17 protein-coding genes, 1 tRNA gene and 1 riboswitch are annotated in these 23437 nt (G+C 69.6%); of the genes, 4 read left to right on the top strand and 14 right to left on the bottom strand.

Annotated features, from left to right (window positions below; all coding sequences use genetic code 11):
- Positions 1 to 93 precede the first annotated feature (93 nt).
- Genes AC1DIW_RS00450 through AC1DIW_RS00430 form a run of 5 tightly spaced genes read right to left on the bottom strand, consistent with a single transcriptional unit; the run spans position 94 to position 5178 of the window.
- Entirely contained in the window at positions 94 to 1167 is a 1074-nt protein-coding gene (locus tag AC1DIW_RS00450; RefSeq protein WP_478106082.1) for a sulfite oxidase, read from the bottom strand.
- A gap of 46 nt (positions 1168 to 1213) precedes the next feature.
- The gene (locus tag AC1DIW_RS00445) at positions 1214 to 2092 is read right to left on the bottom strand and encodes an enoyl-CoA hydratase/isomerase family protein (RefSeq protein ID WP_478106081.1); all 879 of its coding nucleotides are present in this window, start codon (positions 2090 to 2092) and stop codon (positions 1214 to 1216) included.
- Positions 2093 to 2101: 9 nt separating this feature from the next.
- Positions 2102 to 3445: a Dyp-type peroxidase gene (locus AC1DIW_RS00440; protein ID WP_478106080.1), complete on the bottom strand. Its 1344-nt coding sequence runs from the start codon at positions 3443 to 3445 to the stop codon at positions 2102 to 2104.
- A gap of 34 nt (positions 3446 to 3479) precedes the next feature.
- Positions 3480 to 4598, bottom strand: coding sequence for a DUF4331 family protein (locus AC1DIW_RS00435; protein WP_478106079.1), 1119 nt, complete (start codon positions 4596 to 4598; stop codon positions 3480 to 3482).
- Between the two features lie 28 nt (positions 4599 to 4626).
- Positions 4627 to 5178, bottom strand: coding sequence for a hypothetical protein (locus AC1DIW_RS00430; protein ID WP_442280166.1), 552 nt, complete (start codon positions 5176 to 5178; stop codon positions 4627 to 4629).
- 493 nt (positions 5179 to 5671) lie between these two features.
- Here AC1DIW_RS00430 and AC1DIW_RS00425 point away from each other — a divergent pair, with 493 nt between their 5' ends.
- On the top strand, positions 5672 to 8194 hold the full coding sequence (locus AC1DIW_RS00425; RefSeq protein WP_478106078.1) for a winged helix-turn-helix domain-containing protein: 2523 nt from the start codon (positions 5672 to 5674) through the stop codon (positions 8192 to 8194).
- 161 nt (positions 8195 to 8355) lie between these two features.
- On the opposite strand, the gene AC1DIW_RS00420 is transcribed toward AC1DIW_RS00425, so the two are convergent.
- The 4 genes from AC1DIW_RS00420 to AC1DIW_RS00405 form a co-directional block, all read right to left on the bottom strand.
- A tRNA-Thr gene (locus tag AC1DIW_RS00420) sits at positions 8356 to 8428 on the bottom strand.
- A 185-nt stretch (positions 8429 to 8613) separates the two neighbouring features.
- Positions 8614 to 9300, bottom strand: coding sequence for a transglycosylase family protein (locus tag AC1DIW_RS00415; RefSeq protein ID WP_478106077.1), 687 nt, complete (start codon positions 9298 to 9300; stop codon positions 8614 to 8616).
- A 6-nt stretch (positions 9301 to 9306) separates the two neighbouring features.
- A riboswitch (cyclic di-AMP (ydaO/yuaA leader) is annotated at positions 9307 to 9495 on the bottom strand.
- 321 nt (positions 9496 to 9816) lie between these two features.
- The gene (locus tag AC1DIW_RS00410) at positions 9817 to 11643 is read right to left on the bottom strand and encodes a serine/threonine-protein kinase (RefSeq protein ID WP_478106076.1); all 1827 of its coding nucleotides are present in this window, start codon (positions 11641 to 11643) and stop codon (positions 9817 to 9819) included.
- Between the two features lie 125 nt (positions 11644 to 11768).
- Entirely contained in the window at positions 11769 to 12200 is a 432-nt protein-coding gene (locus AC1DIW_RS00405; protein WP_478106075.1) for a CBS domain-containing protein, read from the bottom strand.
- A 155-nt stretch (positions 12201 to 12355) separates the two neighbouring features.
- Between AC1DIW_RS00405 and AC1DIW_RS00400 the strand changes: the two genes are divergently transcribed.
- Together AC1DIW_RS00400 and otsB are read left to right on the top strand one after the other, a co-directional pair.
- The gene (locus AC1DIW_RS00400; RefSeq protein WP_478106074.1) at positions 12356 to 13870 is read left to right on the top strand and encodes an alpha,alpha-trehalose-phosphate synthase (UDP-forming); all 1515 of its coding nucleotides are present in this window, start codon (positions 12356 to 12358) and stop codon (positions 13868 to 13870) included.
- Positions 13867 to 14670: a trehalose-phosphatase gene (gene otsB / locus AC1DIW_RS00395; protein WP_478106073.1), complete on the top strand. Its 804-nt coding sequence runs from the start codon at positions 13867 to 13869 to the stop codon at positions 14668 to 14670. The genes AC1DIW_RS00400 and otsB overlap by 4 nt, the downstream gene beginning before the upstream one ends.
- Before the next feature lie 464 nt (positions 14671 to 15134).
- On the opposite strand, the gene AC1DIW_RS00390 is transcribed toward otsB, so the two are convergent.
- The 5 genes from AC1DIW_RS00390 to AC1DIW_RS00370 form a co-directional block, all read right to left on the bottom strand.
- Positions 15135 to 16148, bottom strand: coding sequence for a LacI family DNA-binding transcriptional regulator (locus tag AC1DIW_RS00390; protein WP_442280159.1), 1014 nt, complete (start codon positions 16146 to 16148; stop codon positions 15135 to 15137).
- A 1-nt stretch (position 16149) separates the two neighbouring features.
- Positions 16150 to 18036 carry a glycoside hydrolase family 13 protein gene (locus tag AC1DIW_RS00385; RefSeq protein WP_478106072.1) on the bottom strand — a complete coding sequence of 629 codons (1887 nt, stop codon included), beginning with the start codon at positions 18034 to 18036 and terminating at the stop codon, positions 16150 to 16152.
- Positions 18033 to 18980 carry a sugar ABC transporter permease gene (locus AC1DIW_RS00380; protein WP_442280157.1) on the bottom strand — a complete coding sequence of 316 codons (948 nt, stop codon included), beginning with the start codon at positions 18978 to 18980 and terminating at the stop codon, positions 18033 to 18035. The genes AC1DIW_RS00385 and AC1DIW_RS00380 overlap by 4 nt, the downstream gene beginning before the upstream one ends.
- On the bottom strand, positions 18980 to 20524 hold the full coding sequence (locus AC1DIW_RS00375) for an ABC transporter permease subunit (protein WP_478106071.1): 1545 nt from the start codon (positions 20522 to 20524) through the stop codon (positions 18980 to 18982). The genes AC1DIW_RS00380 and AC1DIW_RS00375 overlap by 1 nt, the downstream gene beginning before the upstream one ends.
- A gap of 160 nt (positions 20525 to 20684) precedes the next feature.
- Positions 20685 to 22004 (bottom strand): sugar ABC transporter substrate-binding protein, encoded by a 1320-nt coding sequence (locus AC1DIW_RS00370; RefSeq protein ID WP_442280155.1) that lies wholly within the window; start codon positions 22002 to 22004, stop codon positions 20685 to 20687.
- A gap of 288 nt (positions 22005 to 22292) precedes the next feature.
- Here AC1DIW_RS00370 and AC1DIW_RS00365 point away from each other — a divergent pair, with 288 nt between their 5' ends.
- On the top strand, positions 22293 to 23396 hold the full coding sequence (locus AC1DIW_RS00365) for an ABC transporter ATP-binding protein (protein ID WP_442280154.1): 1104 nt from the start codon (positions 22293 to 22295) through the stop codon (positions 23394 to 23396).
- Positions 23397 to 23437: the final 41 nt, after the last annotated feature.

Raw genomic sequence — 23437 nt, 5'->3', positions numbered from 1 at the left:
GGCCCCCAGGCGGCAGCTTGACGCGAATCGTAGAAACGGTGGTGGACTTTCGTCCGGCGATGCCGGTTCCCGAGGCCCAGCCGCTGCACTGGGCTAGACGACGTCGACGTAGTGAACCTCGACGGCGTTGTTGCCGTAGCCGAGGCGATTCCAGGGAGGGACGTCGGGCTGGACGTTGTCTGCGGCGTCGGTGGCTCGCGCGCGCAATGAGTGCCGCCCCGGAGTTGCCTCCCAGGTGAAGGTCCAGCTCTGCCACTGGTGGGGCCCGCTCGGCTGATCCACCTGTGCGGGCTGCCACTCGCCGGCGCCGGTGAGGCTGACCCCGACGGCGATGATGGGGCCGTTTCCGGACCAGGCCCGGCCGCGAATGGTGTAGGTGCCGGCGGGGATGGTGGCTGCGGGCGCAGGGTCGGTGATGCGGGCGCGGACCCGCATGTGGGTGACTGGCTCATGGGGACGGTCTGGCCACTGGTAGATGTAGTGGCCTGTCTGGAACTCACCGTGGAAGGGCTCGGTGAGCACGTCGATGCTGCGCAGCCACTTCACTGAGGCCACCGCGAACCAGTGCGGCACGACGAGTCGGAACGGGCTGCCGTGGTCTGGCCCGAGCGGCTCGCCGTTCATGTCGTAGGCGATGAGGATGTCGTGGGTGGGGTCGGCCGCGTGAGTGAGGGTGAGCGACCGGACGAAGTCGAGGTGGTCGCCTGTCTCGGGCAGCACCGGGGTCAGGTGGTAGGTGCCGCTGTCGGCGCCGGTGAAGCGCACCTCGACGCCCTCGGCCCGGGGGCGGGCCCGGGCCAACACGTCGCTGAGCCGGGCCCCCCGCCACACGGCGGTGGAGACGGCATTGCCGCCCCATGGCTCGCCGGTGGGAAGCGGCCGAGTGTCGAGGCGCCCGTTACCGGCGCACTCCAGCGTGACGGCGTGCTCGACGGCGGGCAGCGCACGAAGTTCTGCCAAAGTCAGTGACAACGGGTTCTCGACGGCGCCACCGATGCTGAGTGTGCCGTCGTGTGCGGGCAGGGGGAAGTTGCTGCGCACGTAGTGCTGTCTGGTGGGAGTGATCTCGGAGTCCAGCGCTTGGGGCGGGGCCTCCGCGTTGTAGGGCTGAGGGTTGATCATGACGAGCTGTTGGCGGGCCTGCTCGATGTCGATGTCGGTTGTCACGGGGTCCTCCTGCGGGTCGTCGACGTGCCTCGGTGTGGGAGAGGAGTCAGTAGTCCGCGTCGCGGAAGACCGGGTCACGATTGTCGTTGAACGCCCCGATTCCCTCGACGCGGTCGGGATGGACCGCGGAGCGCCAGTGGGCCTCCATCATGATCGCGATCGCCTGCTCGATCGGCTCACCCAGTCCCGCTCGAACGGCATGCTTCACGGCCTGCACCGCGGTCGGTGAGTTGCTCGCAATCTTCGCAGCGACGCGGAGCGCGGCGTCCATGAGGCCGCTCGGTTCGTGAAGTTCGGTGACCATGCCGAGACGGTGGGCCTCGGCGGCGTCGATGGGCTCGCCGGTCATGAGCATCTGCAGTGCTTTCCCGGGCGGAAGTGCGCGGGGCAGGAAGACGGGCGAGCCACCACCGGCAGCGAGTCCGAGCATCGCCTCGGGCTGTCCGAACACGGCGTTGGTGCTGGCGATGATGAAGTCCGTGCTCTGCGCGATCTCGCAGCCGCCCCCGTAGGCGATCCCGTTGACGGCGGCAAAGACCGGCTTGCGCAGCTGGCGCAGTGTATACAGCGTGCGGTCGAAGTCCTGGCGCTGCCGCAACCACTGCTCCTTGGACATGTTCTTGCGCTGGCGCAGGTCGCTGCCGACCGAGAAGGCGCGGTCTCCGGCGCCAGTGACGACGACGACGCGGACGGCGCTCGTCACTGCGATCGTCTCGAGCGCCTCTGTCAGGAGCACTCCCATCTCCGTGGAGATGGCGTTGTCAGCATGCGGTCGGTTGAGCGTGACCACCGCCACGCGGCCGTCGTCGAAGTGGTCGACCAGCACGGCGGGCTCGCTGTCCTCGACACCGGAGGGTGGTCCGAAGTCGAGGGCAGCCCACCGGTTCGTGGTCCCTCTCGGGTTCGAGCTCTGATGGTCGGTCATGGCTCCTCCTCAGGTGTCCAGCTCGCCCAGCCACTTCAAGGCCCGCAGTCCGGGCGCGAAGCAGTACTCACCACCACGGGTCGTGACGAACGACGGCAGTTGGCGCAGCCGTCGCCGGATCGGCACGTGCGGGATCGTGAAGTCGGTCGGCGTGTGTGCGCCGCCGACCAATGGGTCGCTCTCGTCAGAGGCGCCGATGAACACGCCGTCGTTGATCCACTGGGTCTTGACGAACTCGAACTGTCTCTTCAGGTGGGAGCCCGCGAAGACGAAGATGATCCCGCGGTCGAGGCCGTCGTCGTCGAGGACTCCCTCCGCGAGCATGGGACCGTAGCTCGTCCCTCGACGGATCATCCGATGCAGCCGCACGTCGACGCTGTTCTCGTCCTCGAGAGCGTCGCGAGGGTTCGCCCGGCGTGCGTGAGCGCCCGCAGGGCACTTGAAGCCGCGCAGGTCCTCGCGGTAGCCGAACGAGTTGTTGCGTGTCGGGTCCGCGCCCAGCTCGGGGTCGTCCGTTTCGGGTGCCAGTGCCAGCGGAGCACCACTCGGCCAACGACCGACCATCTTCGCGGCGAGAAGACGCTCCTCCTCGCGGCTTCGGGCGGCCTCCCTCAGGTAGCGGCGGTATGCCGCCACATCGGTCCGCAGCTTTCGGAACACCAGGAACGTCCCGTTGCGGCCGAGGACCTCTGGGGCCGGCATGGGCGGAAGCGCCCCCGTCTCGTCGGGGTAGCCGAGGATGAACTCTCCGGCCTTGATAGGCCTCTCATGCCGGTTGCGCACCGGCTGTCCGCTTCCTTGGACGTCGGGGTTGCCGATGCCGTCCTTGAACCCGAAGGACGTGCGGCCGGAGGGCAGCTGGTAGCAGTCCTGCCGCCAGACCACCTCGATGGAGGAGAGGTCCGCGTAGCGTTGGCGCGCAAGCTCCGCCACGATCTGCAGGTGCCTCTCGTCCCGGGCCAGCACCGAGACCGCCACGTGGACAGCATCCGTCCCGAGTGGCCACTCCCAGTGCTCCGGGCCGCTCGGCCCCAGATCACCCAGTTCCTGCGCGCGACGCGCCATACCCTCGCGGAACTCGGCCGGGAAGGTGTCCAGCATCGACTGCGGCACGCCCAGGGCGGCCAGTCCGGCACAGGTGAAGGCGACCGTGGCCCAAGCCTGTGTCTCGTCTTCCGGAGCCTCCTTCTCGGCGGCGAGCAGGGCGTGCAGGCGCCGAACCAGTTCTCGCCCCTGTCCGGCGTCGTGGAGCTGAAGCAGGAGGTAGCGGCCCACGTACGGCGACGGGCGCTCGCGCAGCGCTCCGGCTTGGATGTCGTCGAGCTCGAGGACGGTCTTCGGCTCGACGCTCATGTCGGCTCCTGCACGGCTCGGTCCGCCTGCGTGCTCATAGGTGCTCGGACGGTGTCGGTGGGTCTGGGTTGGGTGTCGAAAGGTAGGGAAAGACCGCCGAGGCAGGGCGGCTCGCGGCGTCCACGCCATCCGTGATCACGGGGCCTTGGCCGCCGTTGATCCAGAAGGTGTAAAGGGTGTCGATGACGTCGTCGTTGAGCGCCCGACCGCCGCAGGTGAGCGGCGCGTGGCCCGCCATCACGGCACGCTCGATCTCGAGGAAGGAGCCTTGCTCCGCGTAGGGACGCGACGGGTCGACCACGAGGTAGTCAGCCAGGACAAGCTCGGTCAGCGGGTGCGCACCGGAGGCGTCCAGCGGCCACTGGGCGACGCCGTCCAGCCTGTCCCAGAAGGCGAGGTTCGCGTGCAGCCGCGCCCGGTAGGCACCGGTGTACGAGCTGCCCAGCTGAAACGCGTCCTCCATGTTGTAAAGGTCTCGAATCTCCAAGTCACGGTTGACCTGATCGAACTGCTTCGGCCCCAGGAGGAGGTTCTTGACCTCGGGCCGGCCGACCCGTTCGATGCGGACTGAAAGCGTGCCGCGGGTTCGTGTCTCGGCGACCACGGCGACCGGCCCGACGTGTCCCAGCACTCTGTCGCAGTCCAGCTCGATGACAAGGGCCAGGACGTTCTTGCCGTCCATGAAGATCGACCCGGGGTCGGTGAACGAGAGTCGCTGCTCGGCAATCGTCCGCAGGCCTGCTGGCGCGTCCATGATGAACGGGTCCCACCGAGGCCCGGCGAAGACCCGCACCCCGGACCCGTCGTCCATGGAGTGTCCGAGTGTCTCGAAGGAGCTCACCCCACCGTCGGGCAGGGCGAGGCGACCGATCTGAGCGCCGGCCCCGGCACGGTCGTCGAACACGCAGTCCAGGACCCACTCAGGCGACACGGCCACTCCGACGCGGCGCTCGGCGGGGTTGAGGTCGACCGGGCGAAGGCGGAAACGGTAGATCAGCCCGTCGGAGAACCGCCCGTCCACGGGCGCGAACGGCAGCGTGTTCATGACCAGCACGAGGCGGCCTGGGCGCTCAGGACTCGGAAACGCGTAGACGTCGGTGATGTCTGCGATTGGGTCCGCGAGCGCACGTGGGCCTGAGATGTGGTCTGACACGAAGTCCCCTATCCGACTTCTGAGCGGCTCACGCGTCCGCTGCCTCGTCGAGCAACGGCTTGAGCGTCGGGTCGCTCAGCGCGGCCTCGGCATCGGGGTCATCCAGGACCTGCTCGAACGCGACCCTGAGTCGGTGCGCCCTCCGGAGTTCCTTGACGGTGCCCGGGTAGTTGCGGGCGTACGCCCCGGCGGTCTCCTGGGCGCCCAGGATGAAGGACTTGACCGCCGCCACGTCCGGCAGCCCGTTGTAGCCCTCTGTGTGGCGGAAGATCGCGTCGAACAGCTTCAGCGGTCCAGCAGACGCGAAGTCCTCCATGTAGGCGTCCCATGAGCCGTCGAAGCTTGTCGCGAAAAGCAGCCGCGTGTCATCGTCGAACATCACGAATCTGGCCTCGTGGATGTTGGCGATCGCCATCTCGTAGTCCCCCGGGCGATAGCCCGGGGAGTCCATCAGCGCGTCCAGTGCCTTGCGCAGTTCCTCGGCGTGGCCTGGAATGACGCGGAAGAACAGGCTGAACTCACTGGTCGACCCCACCCGGAGGCCCGGCCGGTCACGGGCCACCTCGCTGGCTGCGGTCATCTCGGGGCCTCCTGGTCTCGGTGGCGCACCTGGGACGCCGACAGCCCTCAATCTCCCCGGGCGCACACCGCCCGGCATCACCCCGCGGGAGTGATACGCCGTAACGCGAGTCCCGCCCGTCAGAGCCATCACCCCCCGTGGGGGATGCCGGCACCCGACCGCGCCGGGCACAGTGAGGCGACCGGTGCCTGAGGTGCCGAACCGACCCAGGGGACGGCGCGATGACCACAGCTTGCTGTTTCAGCTTCTCATCGGTACGCCGGCGCAGATCAGGGCTGCGCCTGGCTAGACGCCCGGCGCGGGAAGGGTCTCGCCGTGGACGGGTTGCGGGTGACTCTCCCGGCGGCGGACCGGCCCCTGCACGAACTGGGACGTCCGCTCGAGAGGAAGGGGACTCGTGGTCGGTCCACGTCACGCGCGTATGACCCCGCCCGTGACTTCCGCAGGGCTCATCGACCGTCCACACCTCATGCAGGTACTGGACGTTCGGCCGGTGACCGTCCTGGCGGGGATGGCGGGGTTCGGCAAGTCGACGTTGTTGGCAGCGGCTGCTGCCCGACACCAACTCCACGGTGCGGCGCTGTGGCTGACCATCGACGACTCGGACCGCGACCCGGTGCGCTTGGTGTCGGACCTGATGTCGGCCGCCGGCCTCGCCGGGATCGACGACCTCACCACCGCGATCGCCCCCGTGCGCACCTCCTCGCTGCGCGCCGAACCGCTCACCCTCGTCGACGCGCTGCTCGAAGCCCTCTACGACACCGCCGAGCCCCTCCTCCTCGTCCTGGACGACGTACACCACCTCGCCGGATCGAGGGCGTCGGTGGACGTGGTCGACCACCTGCTCCGCTGGGCACCCGGCGACATGCGCATCGCCATCGGCGCGCGGGTCGTGCCGCCCCTGCGACTGCAGCGCCTCCGGCTCGACGGTCGTCTCTCCTATCTCGCGCATGACCAGCTCGCGTTCAGTCCGCACGAGACGGCTCTGACGGTCAAGGCGTCCGGACTGGATCTGGGCCAGGAGGCCGTCGACTCCATCCACGACGCGACGGTGGGCTGGCCCGCCGGGGTACGGATGGCGATCTTGGCGGCCCGCCAGAGCGACCGCGTTGGCAACCTGCCGTCGCAGCTGCGGCGCGACTGGGCGCTCGCCGACTACCTCGCGACCGAGGTGCTCGCCTCCCTGCCGGTGGAGCTGCGCGACTTCGTCCTCGACAGCTGCCTGGACGAACAGGTCTGCCCGTCGCTCCTGGACAGCATCCGGGGAACGACGACCGCGGAGACGCTGCTCGAGCAGTGCCTTTCGGACGGCATCTTCCTCTCCCGGGGCACCGCCGCGACTGACGAGCCCTGGTTCAGCTGGCATCCCCTTTTCGCCTCGCACGTCCAACGGCGTGTGTCGAGCGATCGGCCCGCGCGCGCTGCCGAGCTGCACGCCGCCGCTGCCGCGTGGTGGGTCTCCGTCGACGTACCGACGGCGATCGAGCACGCGGCAGCCGCCAGCGACGAGATGGCTGCTCGGATCTTCTCGGAGCACTGGCTGCAGCTCTTCCTCGAGGGTCGGGTCGACGCAGTGATGGGTGCGATCGAACACCATCCACACGGCCTGACCGCCCACGGCGACGCACACCTGGCCAGGGCGCTGGTGCTTGTGCGTCGAGGGCGGTTCGACGCCGCGCGCGCCGAGGTCGCCGCGGCCCACGAGGTGGCCTCCACTGTGCGGGACGAGGCCAGCGCGCGCCTCGATGAACGCACCGCCGTCGTCGAGCTCGTGCTGACCGGCTACGACAAGGGGCTCGGGGTCGCCGTCGAGACGGGTGAGGCCCTGCTCGAGCAGCTGGCGCGGGCAGAGCGTGTCCCCGACCCTACGATCACGGCATCCCTGCAGGTTGTAGTCGGCATGGGCGAAGCCCGTCTGCAGAGCCACCTCGAGCTCGCTCTTCACATGCTGCGGGCCTCGGCCGCGACCGCGCACGACCACGGGCTGGTCGCCCTTGAACTGACCGCTCTGGCGGAGTCGTGCATTCCTGCGATTGCCGAAGGCCGGCTCACCGAGGTCCACGACGTCGCCGTCGACGTGCTGGAGCGGGCCTCCGAACGAGGCTGGGCCGGCCTCGTGACGCTGGCACCGGCCGTCGCCTACCTCGGCTGGCTCGACTACTGGAGGGGTGACCTGACCCAAGCCCGGTCACAGCTCGAGCGAAGCCTGTCGATGGTGCTGCCGTTCGACAGGGAGCTGCGCGGGCTCACGCTGAACTTCCACGTCACGACATGCCTGGCGCTTGGTGACGCCAGAGCGGCTCGAGCCAGCATCACCGCCATCAGGGCGATGTCCGGGTCCGGGACGGTCCCGCCATGGTGGCCGTCGATGCTCGACGGGCTGGAGGGACTGGCCCTCATCGCCGAGGGCAAGCCGCGCGAGGCAGCCGCGCTCGCCTCGTCCGCCCTGGCGGGGCCCGAGTACGGACTCGCCCAAGCCCACCGGGCCAAGGTCCTGCTGCTCGCGGGGGATCCTGCGGCGGCGCTGGCGGAACTGGACCGGGTGCCCATCAGCACCACGTTGGTGCACATCACCTGCCTGTCGCGCTGCATCGAGGCAGAAGCCCGGGCGATGCTGGGTCAGGCCGACGCCCACGCCTCACTCGAACACGCGCTGGCCGCGGCTGAACCCGACCAGCTCTACGGGCCGTTCATCGCTGGGGGCAACCGGATGGTGGACTTGCTCCGGGCCCACCTGCGGCACGGGACCGGCCACCACGCTGCACTCACTCAGGTGCTCTCGCGCCTTTCGAGGCCGCGCGAGAACCACGGTCTCGGGTCGAGTGCGCGCCTCACCGACCGCGAACGCGTGATCCTGCAGTACCTCGCAACCACCCTCACCAACGCCGAGATCGCCGAGGCCGAGTTCATCTCGCTGCACACCACCAAGACGCACGTAGCGCACATCTACCAGAAGCTCGGCGTCAACAGCCGCCGCGCCGCCATCCGCCGGGCGACAGAGTTGGGGCTCTACTAAGGACGCGACGTCACCGCCCCATCTGCCGTCTCCCGCGACAGACTCGGTTTCGAGGTGCTGATGGACACCGACTCGCAGAGGGCAACTCCGAGATCAGCCCCAAGCCACCTCCATGCCCGCGAAACCGCAGGTAGGGGCCCTGTTGCTCGATCTGAGCACGGAGCTGGCGAGGGGACTCGAACCCCTAACCGCCTGTTTACAAGACAGGTGCGCTACCAATTGCGCCACGCCAGCACGCCCGGGCGCGAGCGCCGCGGACGGGCGAAAGCGTAACCGAGCCCAGCGGCATACATGCAAACCGACGGGCCTCGGACGCGCTTCGCGCCGGCGACGGGCTCGCCGTCCGGGAACGAGAGAACGGCCCCGCGCAACCCAGGGGTTGGTGGCGCGGGGCCGTCCGGCTCAGTTGTATCAAAAACTCACGGAAGACGCAGCGTCTGACCCACGAAGATCAGGTTCGGGTTGGTGACGCGCGCTCCGTTCGCCTTCCAGAGGGCCTGCCAGCCACCGGCCACGTGGTAGCGCTGGGCGAGCTTGCCGAGGGTGTCACCGCTGTGCACGGTGATCTGGGCGCCCTTGGCCGTGTTCCTCGCGACCGGCGCGGCGGCGTACGTCTTCTTCTTGCTGACCGACTTCTTGACGGTCGACGTCGTGACCTTCTTCGTCGTCGTCAGCGGCGCGCGCGTGGTGGAACGCGAGACCGTGATCTGGCTCGAGGTCGCGCCGCCGTTGGCACGCGTCAGACCGGCGCGGACCGAGCACACCGGCCAGGCGCCGGGGCCCTGGGTGGCGAGGACGCGCTGGGCGACCGCGATCTGCTGGTCCCGCGTGGCGAGGTCGGCGCGCGGGGCGTAGGCCGTGCCGCCGAAGCCGCTCCACGTGCTCGGCGTGAACTGGAGGCCTCCGTAGAAGCCGTTGCCCGTGTTGATGGCCCAGTTGCCGCTGGACTCACACGCAGCGACGGCGTCCCAGACCGAGGATGCCTTGGCCGATCCGGCCGTGGCCAGGCCGCCGATGATGGTGGCCGCTCCGGCGATGCCGACTCCCGCGATGCGCTGCTTGACCGAGATCTTCTTGGCAGCAGCATGCTTGGACAGGTACTGCATGGTGGTGATTCCTTCCTGACGCGCGCCTGCGGGGTTAGCTGTCGGGTTGGGGCGTCAGGTGCCCTGTCGCAGAAGCGACTTCACCCCCAGGCCAGTTCTCGTCCTCATTGACACGTGCTTCGACACACATGCACTCACTGGCCACACTGGGTCCCCCGTCCTCGCCCGGCCCACGGGTGTGGGCTACATCCCTGGCTGGCGAGGCTCGGCGCGCTCAGGGAACGGATTTGATGGGTGTCCATGTGAAGTTGTGGGAGCGTACGTGTGGAGCCGGACGCGACGAAGCGAGCCGGGAACCAAGTGGTGAAGTTCCCGTTCCGGCCGAGGCCGGGTTCCGCCGAGCACTGACGGTACGTGACGATGTCACCTCGCACAACCCAAGCCGAGACACTTCCGTGATCTTTTTCGGAGCCGCTGCCGACGCTGGTGCGCTACGGGACACAGGAGTGGCACAGAGGTCTCTGGCGAGCCCCACAGGCAGCTCCGGAACGCCTCAGGCTCGCAGCGTTCCGGTCGTCACGGCCCGAAAGGACTGCCGGAGAAGGGTTTCCACGTGAGGCTCGCGCCGTGTCGCAACGCCACCAGCGCAGCGACGAGACCCAGGACGACGAAGAGCCCTCCCACGATCTGAGACGCCAGGCCGACGGGCACGAGGCGTCGCACCATCGAGCGCGACCCACGCCGCAGCGAGGCGCCACCTGGACCCCACCACAGCATGAGCAGGCCCAGGACGCCGCCGACGGCGAGGGTGATCGGTGCGCCGGGGCCGAGCTCCGTGCCTTGCGTGCCGGCGAGGAGCAGGGCGGTGGCGAACACACCGGCCAGCGCCACGGCGACGGGCAGCAGCAGCCCCACCACGGTCGCGATGGTGCCGACGACGAGGTGCCACGGACTCGAGACGACGGCGAACGGCACGTCGCTGCGCCGCCGCCCGAAGTCGTAGCGCCGCAGCACCAGGGCGGTGACGGAGCGGTCGGTGGCGCGGGCGAGCGCGGACAGGGCCACGAGCGCGACGAGCGCGATGCCCGGCCACGCCATGAGGGCACCGATCCACGCGGCGCTGACCGCGGCCAGCAGCCCGGTGCGCATCGGCAGGCCGATGCGCGGGTCGCCCTCGCGCGGGGCGGGCTCCTCCTCGTCCCACTCCTCCTCGGGCCAGTAGCCGCCCCCCGGGCCGTCATCGACGTCCCCGTGGTCGTATGCCGTGAGGTCGGGTGCCGGGGCACGCGGGCCGGTCGGGGGCGGGGCCCACCGCGCCGCCGTGTCGGCCCCGCGGTGCGCCGTCGGGAGCGCGACGGGCGGCCCGGCCGGGGGCGGGAGGGGCGGCATGACCGCCGTGCTGCCGCCCTGGACGACCTGGGTGTCGCCCGGGACCGCACCCGAGCCACCCGGGCCGCCCGACCGGCCGTCGTCCCAGAGGCCGCCGCTCGGCGTCGGGACCGTCGCGGCCCGTCCTGCGGCGTAGAGCTCGAGGGCGGCGATCACCTCGTCGGCGTGCGGACGCAACCTCGGGTCCGGTGAGAGCGACGCGCGAAGGAGGGGCACGAGGCGCGGGTCGACCCCGTCGAGGTCGACGTCGCCGGCCCGGACGCGGGTGAGGACGGCGTCCATCCGGGCGCGGCCGAAGGGCGGTCGTCCCGACGCGGCATACGTGATCGTGGCGGCCCAGCCCCACCAGTCGGTGGCGTCGGTGATCGCGGCGCCCTCGACGAGCTCGGGCGAGAGGTAGCCCGGTGTTCCCATGACCAGCCCGCCGACGGTGTGGCGCACGTCGTCCTGCAGGTGGGCGATGCCGAAGTCGATGAGCACGGGTTCGCCGTCCTCGATGAGGACGTTGCCCGGCTTGATGTCACGGTGGACGACACCGCACGCGTGGATCGAGCGGATCGCCTCGGCGATGCCCCGGGCGAGGCGCAGCAGGTCGGCCGGTGCCAGCGGGCCGCGCTCCTCGACGACCTCGTCGAGCGCCGGGCCGGGGACGTAGCGGGTCACGATGTAGGGCCGCGGGGCCATGACGTCGGCGTCGATGACGCTCGCGACGCGGGCGTCGCGGATGCGCGAGAGGGTGTCGACCTCGCGGGAGAGCCGCTGGCGCGCGTCGGCGTCATGGGCGACGTGGGCGCGCAGCACCTTGATCGCGACGGCGCGACCACGCGGGTCGAGGGCGAGGTGCACGACCCCCATGCCCCCCTCGCCGATCTCCTCGATGAGGCGGTAGGGGCCGAGCCGCTGCTCGAAACCGGGGCCTCCGGACCGCGCCCCCGCGGGTCCGCCGGTGCGGGGCCCGGTGCGCGCGCCGGGCCGAGGGGTGGGCACCCGCTCGGTCCGGTCGTACGCAGTCATGCCCCTACGGTATGCGACGAGCGGGCCGCCGCCGGAACGTTGCCGCCTCGTGCCGCGGAGTGTCCCGATGAGTCCGATTCACCCGGTTCGACCGGTTGGGTCGGTGCGGCCGTCGAGCCGTCCGTTCAGTGGGTGATGTAGTCGCGCAGCTGGTCGCGCTCGGACTGCAGCTCGGACAGCCGGTGCTTGACGATGTCGCCGATGCTGACGATGGCCGCCAGCTTGCCGTCGCGGTCGACGATCGGCACGTGGCGCACCCGCAGCTCGGTCATCGTGCCGGCCAGGTCGGCGATGTTGTCGTCGGCCGACCCCGTGGTGACATCGCTCGTCATGATCTGCGACACCGGAGACTCGAGCACACTCGTGCCGGTGCTGTGGAGGTGACGCACGATGTCGCGCTCGCTCACGATGCCCTCGACGCTCGACCCGTCGGTGCTCACGACGACCGCCCCGATACGGTGCTCGGCCAGGAGCGCGAGCAGGCCGGAGATCGTCTCGTCGGGCTTGATGGTGATGACCTCGCTGCCCTTGCTGCGCAGCACGTCAGAAACCTTCACGACGACTCCTTCGCCTCGGCGCGGTGCCCGCTGGCGGCCCAGCCGAGCCACCAGAGATGCCTTGTCTCCGACCCTAGAACGGGACCGCACCGGGCGCCACTCTTCCCTCGTTAGAGTGAGACCCGTCCCTCCGTCCAGCCGCAGGAGTTGATTCCGTGCCGAACCCTCGGCCGACCTACGACCTCGTCATCGCCGCGAACCGGCTGCCCGTCGACAAGGTGATCACCGACGACGGTGAGGTCGAGTGGCGGCGCAGCCCGGGCGGCCTCGTCACGGCCATGGAGTCGGTGATGCGGGCCCAGCCCGGCGCCTGGGTCGGCTGGGCCGGGGACGCCGGCGACGCCCCGGAGCCCTTCGACGAGGACGGCATCCACCTGCACCCGGTCGCGCTGTCGGCAGCCGAGGTGCGCGACTACTACGAGGGCTTCTCGAACGACACCCTCTGGCCGATCTACCACGACGTCATCGTGCCGGCGACCTTCCATCGCGAATGGTGGTCGAGCTACCAGACTGTCAACCAGCGCTTCGCCGAGGCGGTGGCCGAGGTCGCCGCCGAGGGTGCGACCGTCTGGGTGCAGGACTACCAGCTGCAGCTCGTGCCGACCCTGCTGCGCAAGCTCAGGCCCGACGTGCGGATCGGGTGGTTCAACCACATCCCCTTCCCGCCCGTCGAGCTCTTCGCGCAGCTGCCGTGGCGCGCCCAGCTGCTCGACGGTCTGCTCGGCGCCGACTTCCTCGGCTTCCAGCGCCAGGCCGACGCCCGCAACTTCGTCCGCGCCTGCCGACAGCTGCTCGGTGCGCGGACGAAGCGCGACCGCGTCACCGTCGAGGGCGCTAACCGCCAGGTCCGCGCCGCCGCCATCCCGATCTCGGTGGACTTCCGCGGTCTCGAGGAGCTCGCGAAGCGGCCCGATGTCATGGCGCGGGCCCGTGAGATCCGCCAGAGCCTCGGCGACCCCGAGGTCCTCATGCTCGGCGTCGACCGCCTCGACTACACCAAGGGCATCCGGCACCGACTCAAGGCCTACGAGGAGCTCCTCTCCGAGCGACGCATCGGTCCGCCCGAGGTCACCCTCGTGCAGGTCGCCACCCCCAGCCGCGAGCGCGTCGACGCCTACCGGATCCTGCGCGGCGAGATCGAGCAGACCGTCGGTCGCATCAACGGCGAGCTCGGCAAGATCGGGGCGCCTGCCGTGCACTACCTGCACCACTCCTACCCCCGTGAGGAGATGGCCGCGCTCTTCCAGGCCGCCGACGTCATGCTCGTCACGCCGCTGCGCGACGGCATGAACCTCGTGGCCAAGGAGTACGTCACGTGCCGCCACGACCTCGGTGGCGCGCTCGTCCTCTCCGAGTTCACCGGTGCCTGGCACGAGCTGCACCAGGCCTTCGCCTGCAACCCGCACGACATCGAGGGCCTCAAGCAGACGATCCTGCGCGCCATCAACACCCCGGCCAAGGACAAGCAGCGCATCATGAAGGCCCTGCGCCGCCGGGTGTCCGACCACGACGTCCAACGATGGGCGGCCCGCTACCTCGCGGCCCTCGCCGCGGCGCCCGACCTCCCGCAGGCCGAGCCCCAGAACCCGCCCACACCGCACGCGGTGACGACGCCGCTCATGCCGGCCCCGAACGAGGCGCGGGCCACCTCGAGCGGATCGCGCTCGTGAGCGCCGTCGCACCCATCGGCGAGGCGCTCGAGCGCGCCGCCGAGGCCGCCACCCTGCTCGTGGCCACCGACTACGACGGGGTGCTCGCCCCCTTCGACGCCGACCCGATGAAGGCGACGCCGGTCCCCGGCACCATCGACACGCTGCGCTCGCTCGCGGGCCTGCCCGGCGTCCACGTCGCCGTCGTGTCGGGCCGTGACCTCGCGACGTTGCGCACCCTCACCGAGATCCGCGAGGACGAGCCGATCGTCCTCATCGGCAGCCACGGCGCCGAGTCGTCGAGCCCGGCCGTGCGCGAGGCCATGGAGGCCGCCGCCGTGACACCCGACGACGAGGCGACCCTGGCCGAGCTGCGCTCCGACATCGAGGCCCTCGTCAAGGAGCACCATCCTGACGCCGGCATCGAGCACAAGTCGGCGGCCGTCGTCGTCCACGTGCGCGGTCTGCCGCGAGAGACGGGCGACGCGGCGATCGCCGATGCCCGACGCGTGGCTCTCGACCATCCGGGGGTCAAGGTGCTCAAGGGCAAGTCGGTGCTCGAGCTCTCGGTCTCGCACGCCGACAAGGGCTCTGCCGTCACCGCGCTGGGTCGCCACGTCGACGCCGGCGCGCGCATCTACCTCGGCGACGACGTCACCGACGAGGACGCCTTCACACGCATGCGCCGCCCCGACGACCTCACCGTGAAGGTCGGCACCGGATCGACAGCCGCCCGTTACCGCGTCGACGACGAGCCCGCAGCCGCCGCGCTCCTCCAGCGCCTCTGGCAGCTCTGCTCAGCCACCCGCGTCGCGCGCTGACCGCAGCGAACGCGCCACCCGGCATACGCCCCACCTGGCGACAACAACAACTCCGCCCCGGCGGACCTGGGGCAGTCTCCGACCCCGAATCCCCCTCAACAACTCCACCCCGGTGGACCTGGGGCAGTCTCCGACCCCGGATCCCTCTCCACAACTCCACCCCGGCGGACCTGGGGCAGTCTCCGACCCCGGATCCCTCTCCACAACTCCACCCCGGCGGACCTGGGGCAGTCTCCGACCCCGGATCCCCCACTACAACTCCGCCCCGGCGGACCTGGGGCAGTCTCCGACCCCGGATCCCCTCCACAACTCCGCCCCGGCGGACCTGGCGCAGCCCCCGACCCCGGATCCCCCCCCACAACTCCGCCCGGGCAGAGTTGTGGAGGGTTGCTGGCGGCCGGAGTCGCCGGCGCGTGCCCGGATGGGACGACCGAGAGCGTATGCCGCCCGTGGCGCCCGCGTGGTCAGTGGCGCCGGACGGCGCCTGTCGAACCGCGGACGACGAGCTCGGGGCGGAAGACGTACTCCGCACGGGGAGAAGGCTGCCCAGCGATCTCGTCGAGCAGCGCGCGCACCGTCGCAGCACTCATGGCGTTGACGCTCTGGCGCACCGTCGTGAGCGGCGGGTCCGTGAAGGCGATGAGGGTCGAGTCGTCGTAGCCCACGACGGAGAAGTCGCGCGGCACGCTGAGCCCACGCTTGCGGGCCTCGCGGATCGCGCCGAGGGCCATGAGGTCCGAGCCGCACACGACGGCCGTCGCGCCGCGGTCGAGCAGGCGGCCGGCCGCGGTCGCGCCGCCCTCGACGGAGAAGAGCGAACGCTCGATGAGGTCGTCGACGTCGGACCGGCCGGTCAGCTCCTGCATGGAGTGGCGGAAGCCTGCGATCTTGCGGATGACCGGCACGTAGCGGTCAGGCCCGACGGCCAGGCCGATCTCACGGTGCCCCAGGCTCACGAGGTGGTCGAGCGCGAGGCCCATCGAGGCGACGTCGTCGTTGCTGATGAAGGGCGCGTCGACGCCCTCGATGTAGCCGTTGACGAGGACGAGCGGGAGGTTGCGCTCGCGCAGTGCGATGTAGCGGTCCGGGAGCGTCGTGGTGTCCGCGTGCAGCCCGGAGATGAAGATGATGCCGGCCACACCCCGCTCGAGCAGCATCTGGACGTAGTCGTCCTCGTGCACTCCCCCGGCGACCTGGGTGCAAAGCACCGGCGTGTAGCCGTTCTGCGCGAGGGAGTTCTCGATGATCTGCGCGAAGGCCGGGAAGATCGGGTTGGTCAGCTCGGGCACGATGAGGCCGACGAGACCGGCGCTCTTGCGGCGCAGGCGACTCGGGCGGTCGTAGCCGAGGACGTCGAGCGCCGTCAGCACCGCCTGGCGGGTCGACTCGGCGACCCCCGGCTTGCCGTTGAGCACCCGGGACACCGTGGCCTCGGACACGTTCGCCTGGTCCGCGATGTCGCGCAGTCGTGCCTTCACGTCACCTCCCCCTTCGTCGCACGTGCCTGGAACCGCCGTCGGTGGGTCGCCACGTCCAGATGGTCACCCCGGGCCCCGAGGCGCTCAGTGTGACAGCCCGCTTGCCGATCTTGGGAGCACGTCCGTAGAGCGACGAGCCGGACTCGATCCCCGAGAGGTGCCGGGGCTCGAGGACGACCGGCTCGTGCGCGGCCCTGGCGACGTGGACGAGTGCCACCTCGTCGAGGGTCTCGCGCAGGTAGACCATCGCGTCACCCTCGGCGTGCACCCAGCGCAGCCCACCGCGCCGCAGGGCGACCGAGCGCTGGCGAGCCTTGATGAGGCCGCGGTAGACCGCGAGAGTGCCTGCGTCCCAGACGTGCTCGTCCCACGGCATCGGACGTCGACCGTCCTCGCCGAACGTGCCCTCCATCCCGATCTCGTCGCCGTAGGTCATCATCGGCATCGACGGGAACGTCAGGAGCAGGCCGGCGGCGGCCTCGACGGACTCGGGTCCGACGAGCGTCCGGATGCGCGGCACGTCGTGCGACCCGACGAGGTTGAAGGAGTGGACGAGCGACTGCCAGGCCAGGCGTGAGGTGAAGTCGCGCATCGTGTCGACGACCGCACGGGCGTCGAGCAGCGGCAGCGGGACCGGGGCACCGAGGAAGCGCGGGTCCTTGGGCTCCTGGCGCAGCCAGGTCCACGCCGGCTTGCAGAAACCGGCGTAGTTCATGACGCCGTGCCAGCCGTCACCGGGCATGTCGGGCGTGTAGTCGTGGAAGTGCTCCCCCACGAGCAGCGCGTCCGGGGCCACCCTGCCCATCACGTCGCGCATCTGGCGGGCGACGTCGTGGTTGACGTCGGTGTCGCGCCAGCGGCCCGTCATGTTGGCGACGTCGACGCGCCACCCGTCGAGCCCGCCCGAGCGGCCCAGCCACTTGCGGACGACCCCTCGCGGGTCCTCGAAGATGCGGTGGCGCAGCGCGGCGTTGAGGTGGTTGAGCTTGGGCAGGGACGGGACGCCGAGCCAGGCGACGTAGGTGCCGTCCTCCCAGATGTAGTAGTCCCGTTCGGGCGCGTTCTTCCCGCCCGGGCCGGCGGCCTTGAGGAACCACTCGTGGGCGTTGCCCGTGTGGTTCGTCGTGAAGTCGCCCAACACCTTCATGCCACGCTCGTGCGCGGCCTTGGTGAGCCGGCGCAGCGCAGGAGCGCCCCCGAGCAGCGGGTCGATCTGCTCGAAGGACGACGCGTCGTAGCGGTGGTTGGAGCGGGCCGGGAAGAAGGGCGTCAGGTAGACGACGTCGATGCCGAGGGACTCGAGGTGGTCGAGGTGCTCGGTGATGCCGTCGAGGTCACCGCCGTAGAGCTGGTGCGCCACCCCCTTGGGGCTGACGTCGACCGGGTCGGACCACGCCGCCGGGATCGCCCAGTCGGGCGTCGCGTGCTTGTCGGCCTGCGCCGAGCGGGCGAAGCGGTCGGGAAAGATCTGGTAGACGACCGAACCCAGCGCCCACTCCGGCGGCGGGCTCGCGTGCGCGACGAGGCGGAAGTCACTGGCATCCGGCACGTCCCGCTCGTGGACGCCGGTCCCGTTGAGCCACTGGTACTTCGTCGGCCCGCCGGTGAGCAGGAAACGGTAGTTCGTGACGGGGTTGTGGCACGTCAGCGTCGCACGCCACCACGCGTCGACCGAGGTCGTACGCACCTGGCGGGCAACCGTGAACGTGGCCTCGCCGTCCGGTGCGGTGCGCACGTGCACCGCCTCGACCCCGGCCTCGAGCGGCACCCGGACGAGCACGTCGACCTGGTCGCCGAGGCGAGGGGCCTGGTTGGAGACGTACCGCCCCGACCCGTCGTGGTGCGGCTGGCTCAGCCACGTCTGCTGGCGGGTCGGGGCAGGGCTCACTTCACGGATCCCGTGGTGAGGCCGCCGACGAGCTGACGCTGGAAGGCCAGGTAGAGCAGCATGACGGGGATCGAGCCGAGCAGCGCGCCGGCCGTGAACCGCCCGAAGAGGGTGTTCGCGTCGTTTCCGAGCGTCATGCCGTAGAGGCCCACGCCCAGCGTCTGCTGGTCGACGTCGGTGAGGAAGACGCTGGCCAGCATGAACTCGCCGTAGAGCCCGACGAAGACGAGCATGAAGACCGTCACGAGGATCGGCATGACGAGGCGCAGGGTCATCGTGAAGAAGATGCGGGCATGGCTCGCGCCGTCGACGATCGCCGCCTCGTCGAGCTCCTTGGGGACGGTGTCGAAGTAGCCCTTGAGCAGCCACACATTGGCCCCGAGCGCGCCACCGAGATAGGCGAGGATCAGCCCGGCGGTGGTGTTGAGGCCGAAGGCAGGGATCACGTCACCGATGCCGGCGAAGATGATGTACGTCGCGACGATGGCGAGCAGCGCCGGGAAGAACGTCGTCAGCAGCAGGAACATCATGCCGGGACGGCGGCCCTTGAACCGCAGTCGCGAGAACGCGAACGCCGCGCACGCACCGATGAAGACCGCCATCAGCGCCCCGACGAGCGAGATGACCATGGAGTTCTTGTACCAGGTCCAGAACGGCCGCGAGCTGTCGTTGAAGAGGTCGGTGAAGTTCTTCGTCGAGAACCCGGAGGGCCACAGGCTCGCGGTGTTGAGCGTGCCACTGGGGTTCGTCGCGGCCGAGTAGATGAAGAGGATCGGAAAGAGCGCCCACATCAGGGCGAGGATGCCCAGGGCATGACGCCACCACACGGAACCACCGAAGCCACCGCGCTTCGGGGAGGCCGGCGTCGTGGCGTCCGGAGGCTCCAGCTCGGCGTGGGCGTCCAGCCGCGGATCGGCGGGGACGGGAGTGTTGAGGGTCGACATCAGTTGACCTCCTCGAGGGCCTTGGTACGACGGAAGCCCGGGATGCTCATCAGCGCCACGAGCAAGAAGATGATGACGGACACTGCTGCGGCGAAGCCGTAGTTGGGCGCGCTGCCGGAGAAGGCCAGGCGGAACGCATACGTGATGAGCAGGTCGCTGGACCCGATGCTCGTGTCGGCGCCGTTGAACGGGCCACCCTTGGTGAGCAGGTAGATGAGCCCGAAGTTGTTGAAGTTGAAGGCAAAGGATGCGAGCAGCAGTGGCCCGACCGCGACGAGGAGCAGCGGCATGATGATCGAGCGCAGCGTCCGGAAGGCATTGGCGCCGTCGATGGTCGCCGCCTCACGCACGTCCTGCGGGATGGACTGGAGAGCGCCGGTGCAGACGATGAACATGTAGGGGAAGCCGAGCCAGAGGTTCGTGATGAGGATCGCGGCCTTGGCTCCGGCGGAGGTTCCGAGCCAGTCGACGCTCAGGCCCAGCGTCTGGTTGATGATGCCGTAGTCCTGGTTGAACATGCCCTTCCAGACCAGCGCCGTCACGAAGCCGGGCAACGCATACGGCAGGATCAGCAGGGACCGGTAGACCGCCTTGCCGCGCAGCCTCGGATCGTTGAAGAGCAGCGCGATGAGCATGCCGAGCAGGAACGTCGAGAGCACCGACACGATGGCGAAGACGACGTTCCAGACGAAGATGCCGAAGAAGCCGCTGCGGATCGTGGGGTCGGTGAAGATGCGCGTGTAGTTCGCCAACCCGACGCTCTCCTTCCAGCCCTGGGGATACGACTGGGTCGGGTCGGCGACGTTGACCCAACGGGCGTCCTTCGGCGCGTACACCGTTGGTGGTGTCGTGGCCTTGTCGGTGAGCTTGTCGGCGGCTGCGTCGTAGGTGACGGTCGGCCTGCCCTCGTACGCCTCGGAGAGGCCGACCGGCTTGATGCCACCACCGTCTCCGGTCGGGACCGCGATCGTCGAGAGGTCCTTGCTGCGGGCGTTGGCCTGTCGGGCGGTGAGGATCGTGTAGCCCGGCGCCTTGATGATCTTGCCGATCGGTGTCTTCTCGACACCGGTCGCGGGCAGCGACTGGAGGCCCTTCTTGTCACCGACGTACATCGAGCCGTCGGGCTTGGTCAGAAGCAGGACGAGGTCGGCCGTGGCGGGGTCACCGCCCTCTGCGATGGCGACCGACATCTTGTAGCGCGGGGTGTCAGGGACCTCGCGGACCGACTGGGCGATGATGTCGGTGACCGACTCCTGCTTGCTGTAGAGGTGCCCGTCACCGTAGTTGGTCGTCGACAGGCTCGCGGTGTAGAGCACCGGCCACAGCTGGAAGAGGGCCATGAAGATCAGACCCGGCACGAGGTACTTCAGGGGCACGGCCCGGCGCGTGGCATAGACGGCGAGGATCCCCATCCCGACGAGTCCGGCGATGACGACGGCCATCGTGTTGCCTGCCTGGGCGAGCTTGGTGGCGATCCACAGGATGCCGACCATCGTCGCGACGATGAGAACCCACTTGATCGCGAGCGCGAGTGGCTTGGTCATGTGACACGTCCTTTTGCGCCGGGCCGGCGCCGTTGCCGTAGATGCACGAAGGGGAGCCCCTGAGGAGCTCCCGGGTGGCCCGTGCCCGGGCCGGTTCCTGCCGGGGTTTCGGGGTCCGCCACGGCGGCGGACCCCGAAACCCCTGTCGAACCGAGGGAGCTCAGCCCTTGGCGATGTTGGCGGCGATCTCCTTGGCAGCGGCGTCGAGACGCTCCTGGGCGCCCGCCTTGCCGGAGATGATGTCCGCGGTGGCCTGGCCGAAGGGGCCCCAGACCGAGTTCATCGCCGGGATGTTCGGCATCGGCTTGCCGCCGGTTCCGGCCTCGTACCACGCCTTGACGTCGGGGTCGCTCGCGGCCACCTGGTCGTACGCCTCCTTGAGGGCCGGCGGACGCTTGCCGACCTCGAAGAGCGCCAGCTGGACGTCCTTGCGCGGGATGTAGTTCGTGACGAACTCCTGCGCGAGGGTGGCGTTCTTGGCCTTGCTGGAGACGTAGAACATCTGCACGCCGAGGAACGGCTGCATGGCGCCGCCACCGGTGAGGCTGGGCAGCGGGGCGATGCCGTAGTTGATGCCGGCTTCCTTGGCCTTCGCGACGCTCCACGGGCCGGAGATCATGAACGGTGCGGCCTTCGTGTCGAAGAGCGCGTCCTGGTTCGTGTCGTCGACGTTGGTCGAGAGGACCTTCTCCTGGCCGAGCTTGGCGAGGACCTCGCCACCCTTGACGGACCCGGCGCTGTTGACGATCAGCTTGTTGGGGTCGTAGTCGCCGTTGGGCTTCGTGCCGAAGATGCCGCCCTCGGGGAAGGCCGAGAGGTACGGGTAGGCGAAGTACGCGTTGCCGACCTTGGAGACGAACTGGCTGAGGACCTGCTTGGCCTTGCCCTCCTTGATCAGCTTCTGACCGTCGGCCACGAGTTCGTCCATGGTCTTGGGCGCATTCGGGACGAGGTCCTTGTTGTACATGAGGCCGATGTTCTCGACGGCGTAGGGCACGCCGTAGGACTGGCCGTTGAACTTGGTCGCCGCGATGGCGCTCGGCAGGAACTTCGCCGCCACGTCGGGCGAGAGGTTGACGGGGGCGACCGTCGAGTTCTGGACGAGCTCGCCCAGCCAGTCGTGGGCGCCGACGATGACATCGGGGCCCTTGCCGACCTTGGTCGCGTCCTTGAACTGGGCGCGGGTGTCGGTCGAGATCTGGACCTTCACCGTGACGCCGTTCTCGGCGGCGAACTGGTCGGCGTACTTCTGCACGGCCTTCGAACGGTCGGCGTCGGTCCAGATGACGAGGTCGACGTTCGCGTCACGGACGGGAGCAGCGGTGCCGCTCGGCGTCTCGGGAACACCGGTGGTCGTCGCCTTGCTCGTGCCGGCGGCACCAGTGTTGGACGGGGTGGTGGGGCTGGACCCACCGCAGGCGCTGAGGGCCAGGGCGGCAACACCCGTGACAGCAGCAGCGCCGAGCGCACGCTTGTGCATGGATTCTCCTTTGAAGCCAGGTGGCACACGCCGCCACCGGTGACCCGGAATGTAGCAAGAAGTTGCAGAGAGCGGCCACTTGCTTGCAGCAAGTTTTTGCAACGTTCTGGACACGACGCCGCGCCGACGGCGTCGGCCCAGTCGGGTCCGCTGGGGCGCCCCGTGCTGGGCCGGGGCTGGTCAAGCCGCTGCGCATGGGACATGATGACGATGCCTGCTCAGCCGGGCAGGCACCTTTACAACGGATCGTCCGGCACGTTCCTGCCGGTGAAGGAAGGCAATGAAGCCATGGCAACAGTGACGTTCGACAACGCGACGAGGCAGTACCCGGGCAACCCGGTCCCCTCCGTCGACAAGCTCAACATCGAGATCGCGGACGGGGAGTTCCTCGTCCTCGTCGGTCCCTCCGGGTGTGGCAAGTCCACCTCCCTGCGCATGCTCGCCGGCCTCGAGGAGGTCAACGGCGGACGCATCCTCATCGGGGACCGCGACGTGACGAACCTGTCCCCCAAGGACCGCGACGTCGCGATGGTGTTCCAGAACTACGCGCTCTACCCGCACATGACGGTCGCCGACAACATGGGCTTCGCGCTCAAGATCGCCGGCGTCGACAAGGGCGAGATCCGCAAGCGCGTCGAGGAGGCCGCCAAGATCCTCGACCTCACGCCGTACCTCGACCGCAAGCCGAAGGCCCTCTCCGGTGGCCAGCGTCAGCGTGTGGCCATGGGCCGCGCCATCGTGCGCTCGCCCCAGGTCTTCCTCATGGACGAGCCGCTGTCGAACCTCGACGCCAAGCTCCGCGTCCAGACGCGCACGCAGATCGCCTCGCTCCAGCGTCGCCTCGGCGTCACGACGGTCTACGTCACGCACGACCAGGTCGAGGCCATGACGATGGGTGACCGGGTCGCGGTGCTCAAGGACGGCATCCTCCAGCAGTGCGACAGCCCGCGCCGCATGTACGACCACCCGGCCAACGTCTTCGTCGCCGGCTTCATCGGCTCCCCCGCCATGAACCTCATGAACGTCCCCGTCACCGACGGGGGCGTCGACCTCCACGGCCACACGGTGCCGATCGCACGTGAGGACCTCTCCGGCGTCGGCAAGGACGTGACGCTGGGCGTCCGTCCCGAGGACCTCGAGCTGTCGTCCGACGCCTCGGGCATCCCCGTCACGGTCGACGTCGTCGAGGAGCTCGGCGCCGACGCCTACATCTACGGCTCCACCGAGCAGAAGCTGCTCGAGGCCACCGGTGAGAACGCCGGCGCCGTGCCGTTCATCGCGCGCGTCGACGGTCGCCGCCCCCCGGAGAAGGGCGAGAAGATCTACCTCAAGCCGAAGCCGGGCCACGTGCACGTCTTCAACTCGGAATCGGGTCTGCGCGTCGGCGACTGACCGAAAGCGCCTCGCGCGCAACGCTTTTCGTATGCCGCTGG

The sequence above is a fragment of the Terrabacter sp. 01T434 genome (assembly GCF_056398545.1).
Note: the sequence above shows the minus strand (reverse complement) of the source record. Positions and strands in the feature narration are given on the sequence as shown.

Excerpts from the sequence above, each read along its gene's own strand:
- AC1DIW_RS00380 (WP_442280157.1), bottom strand. The coding sequence starts at position 18,980 with ATGTCGACCCTCAACACTCCCGTCCCCGCCGATCCGCGGCTGGACGCC.
- AC1DIW_RS00375 (WP_478106071.1), bottom strand. The coding sequence starts at position 20,524 with ATGACCAAGCCACTCGCGCTCGCGATCAAGTGGGTTCTCATCGTCGCG.
- AC1DIW_RS00415 (WP_478106077.1), bottom strand. The coding sequence starts at position 9,300 with ATGCAGTACCTGTCCAAGCATGCTGCTGCCAAGAAGATCTCGGTCAAG.
- AC1DIW_RS00445 (WP_478106081.1), bottom strand. The coding sequence starts at position 2,092 with ATGACCGACCATCAGAGCTCGAACCCGAGAGGGACCACGAACCGGTGG.
- AC1DIW_RS00370 (WP_442280155.1), bottom strand. The coding sequence starts at position 22,004 with ATGCACAAGCGTGCGCTCGGCGCTGCTGCTGTCACGGGTGTTGCCGCC.
- AC1DIW_RS00430 (WP_442280166.1), bottom strand. The coding sequence starts at position 5,178 with ATGACCGCAGCCAGCGAGGTGGCCCGTGACCGGCCGGGCCTCCGGGTG.
- AC1DIW_RS00440 (WP_478106080.1), bottom strand. The coding sequence starts at position 3,445 with ATGAGCGTCGAGCCGAAGACCGTCCTCGAGCTCGACGACATCCAAGCC.
- AC1DIW_RS00410 (WP_478106076.1), bottom strand. The coding sequence starts at position 11,643 with ATGACTGCGTACGACCGGACCGAGCGGGTGCCCACCCCTCGGCCCGGC.
- AC1DIW_RS00365 (WP_442280154.1), top strand. The coding sequence starts at position 22,293 with ATGGCAACAGTGACGTTCGACAACGCGACGAGGCAGTACCCGGGCAAC.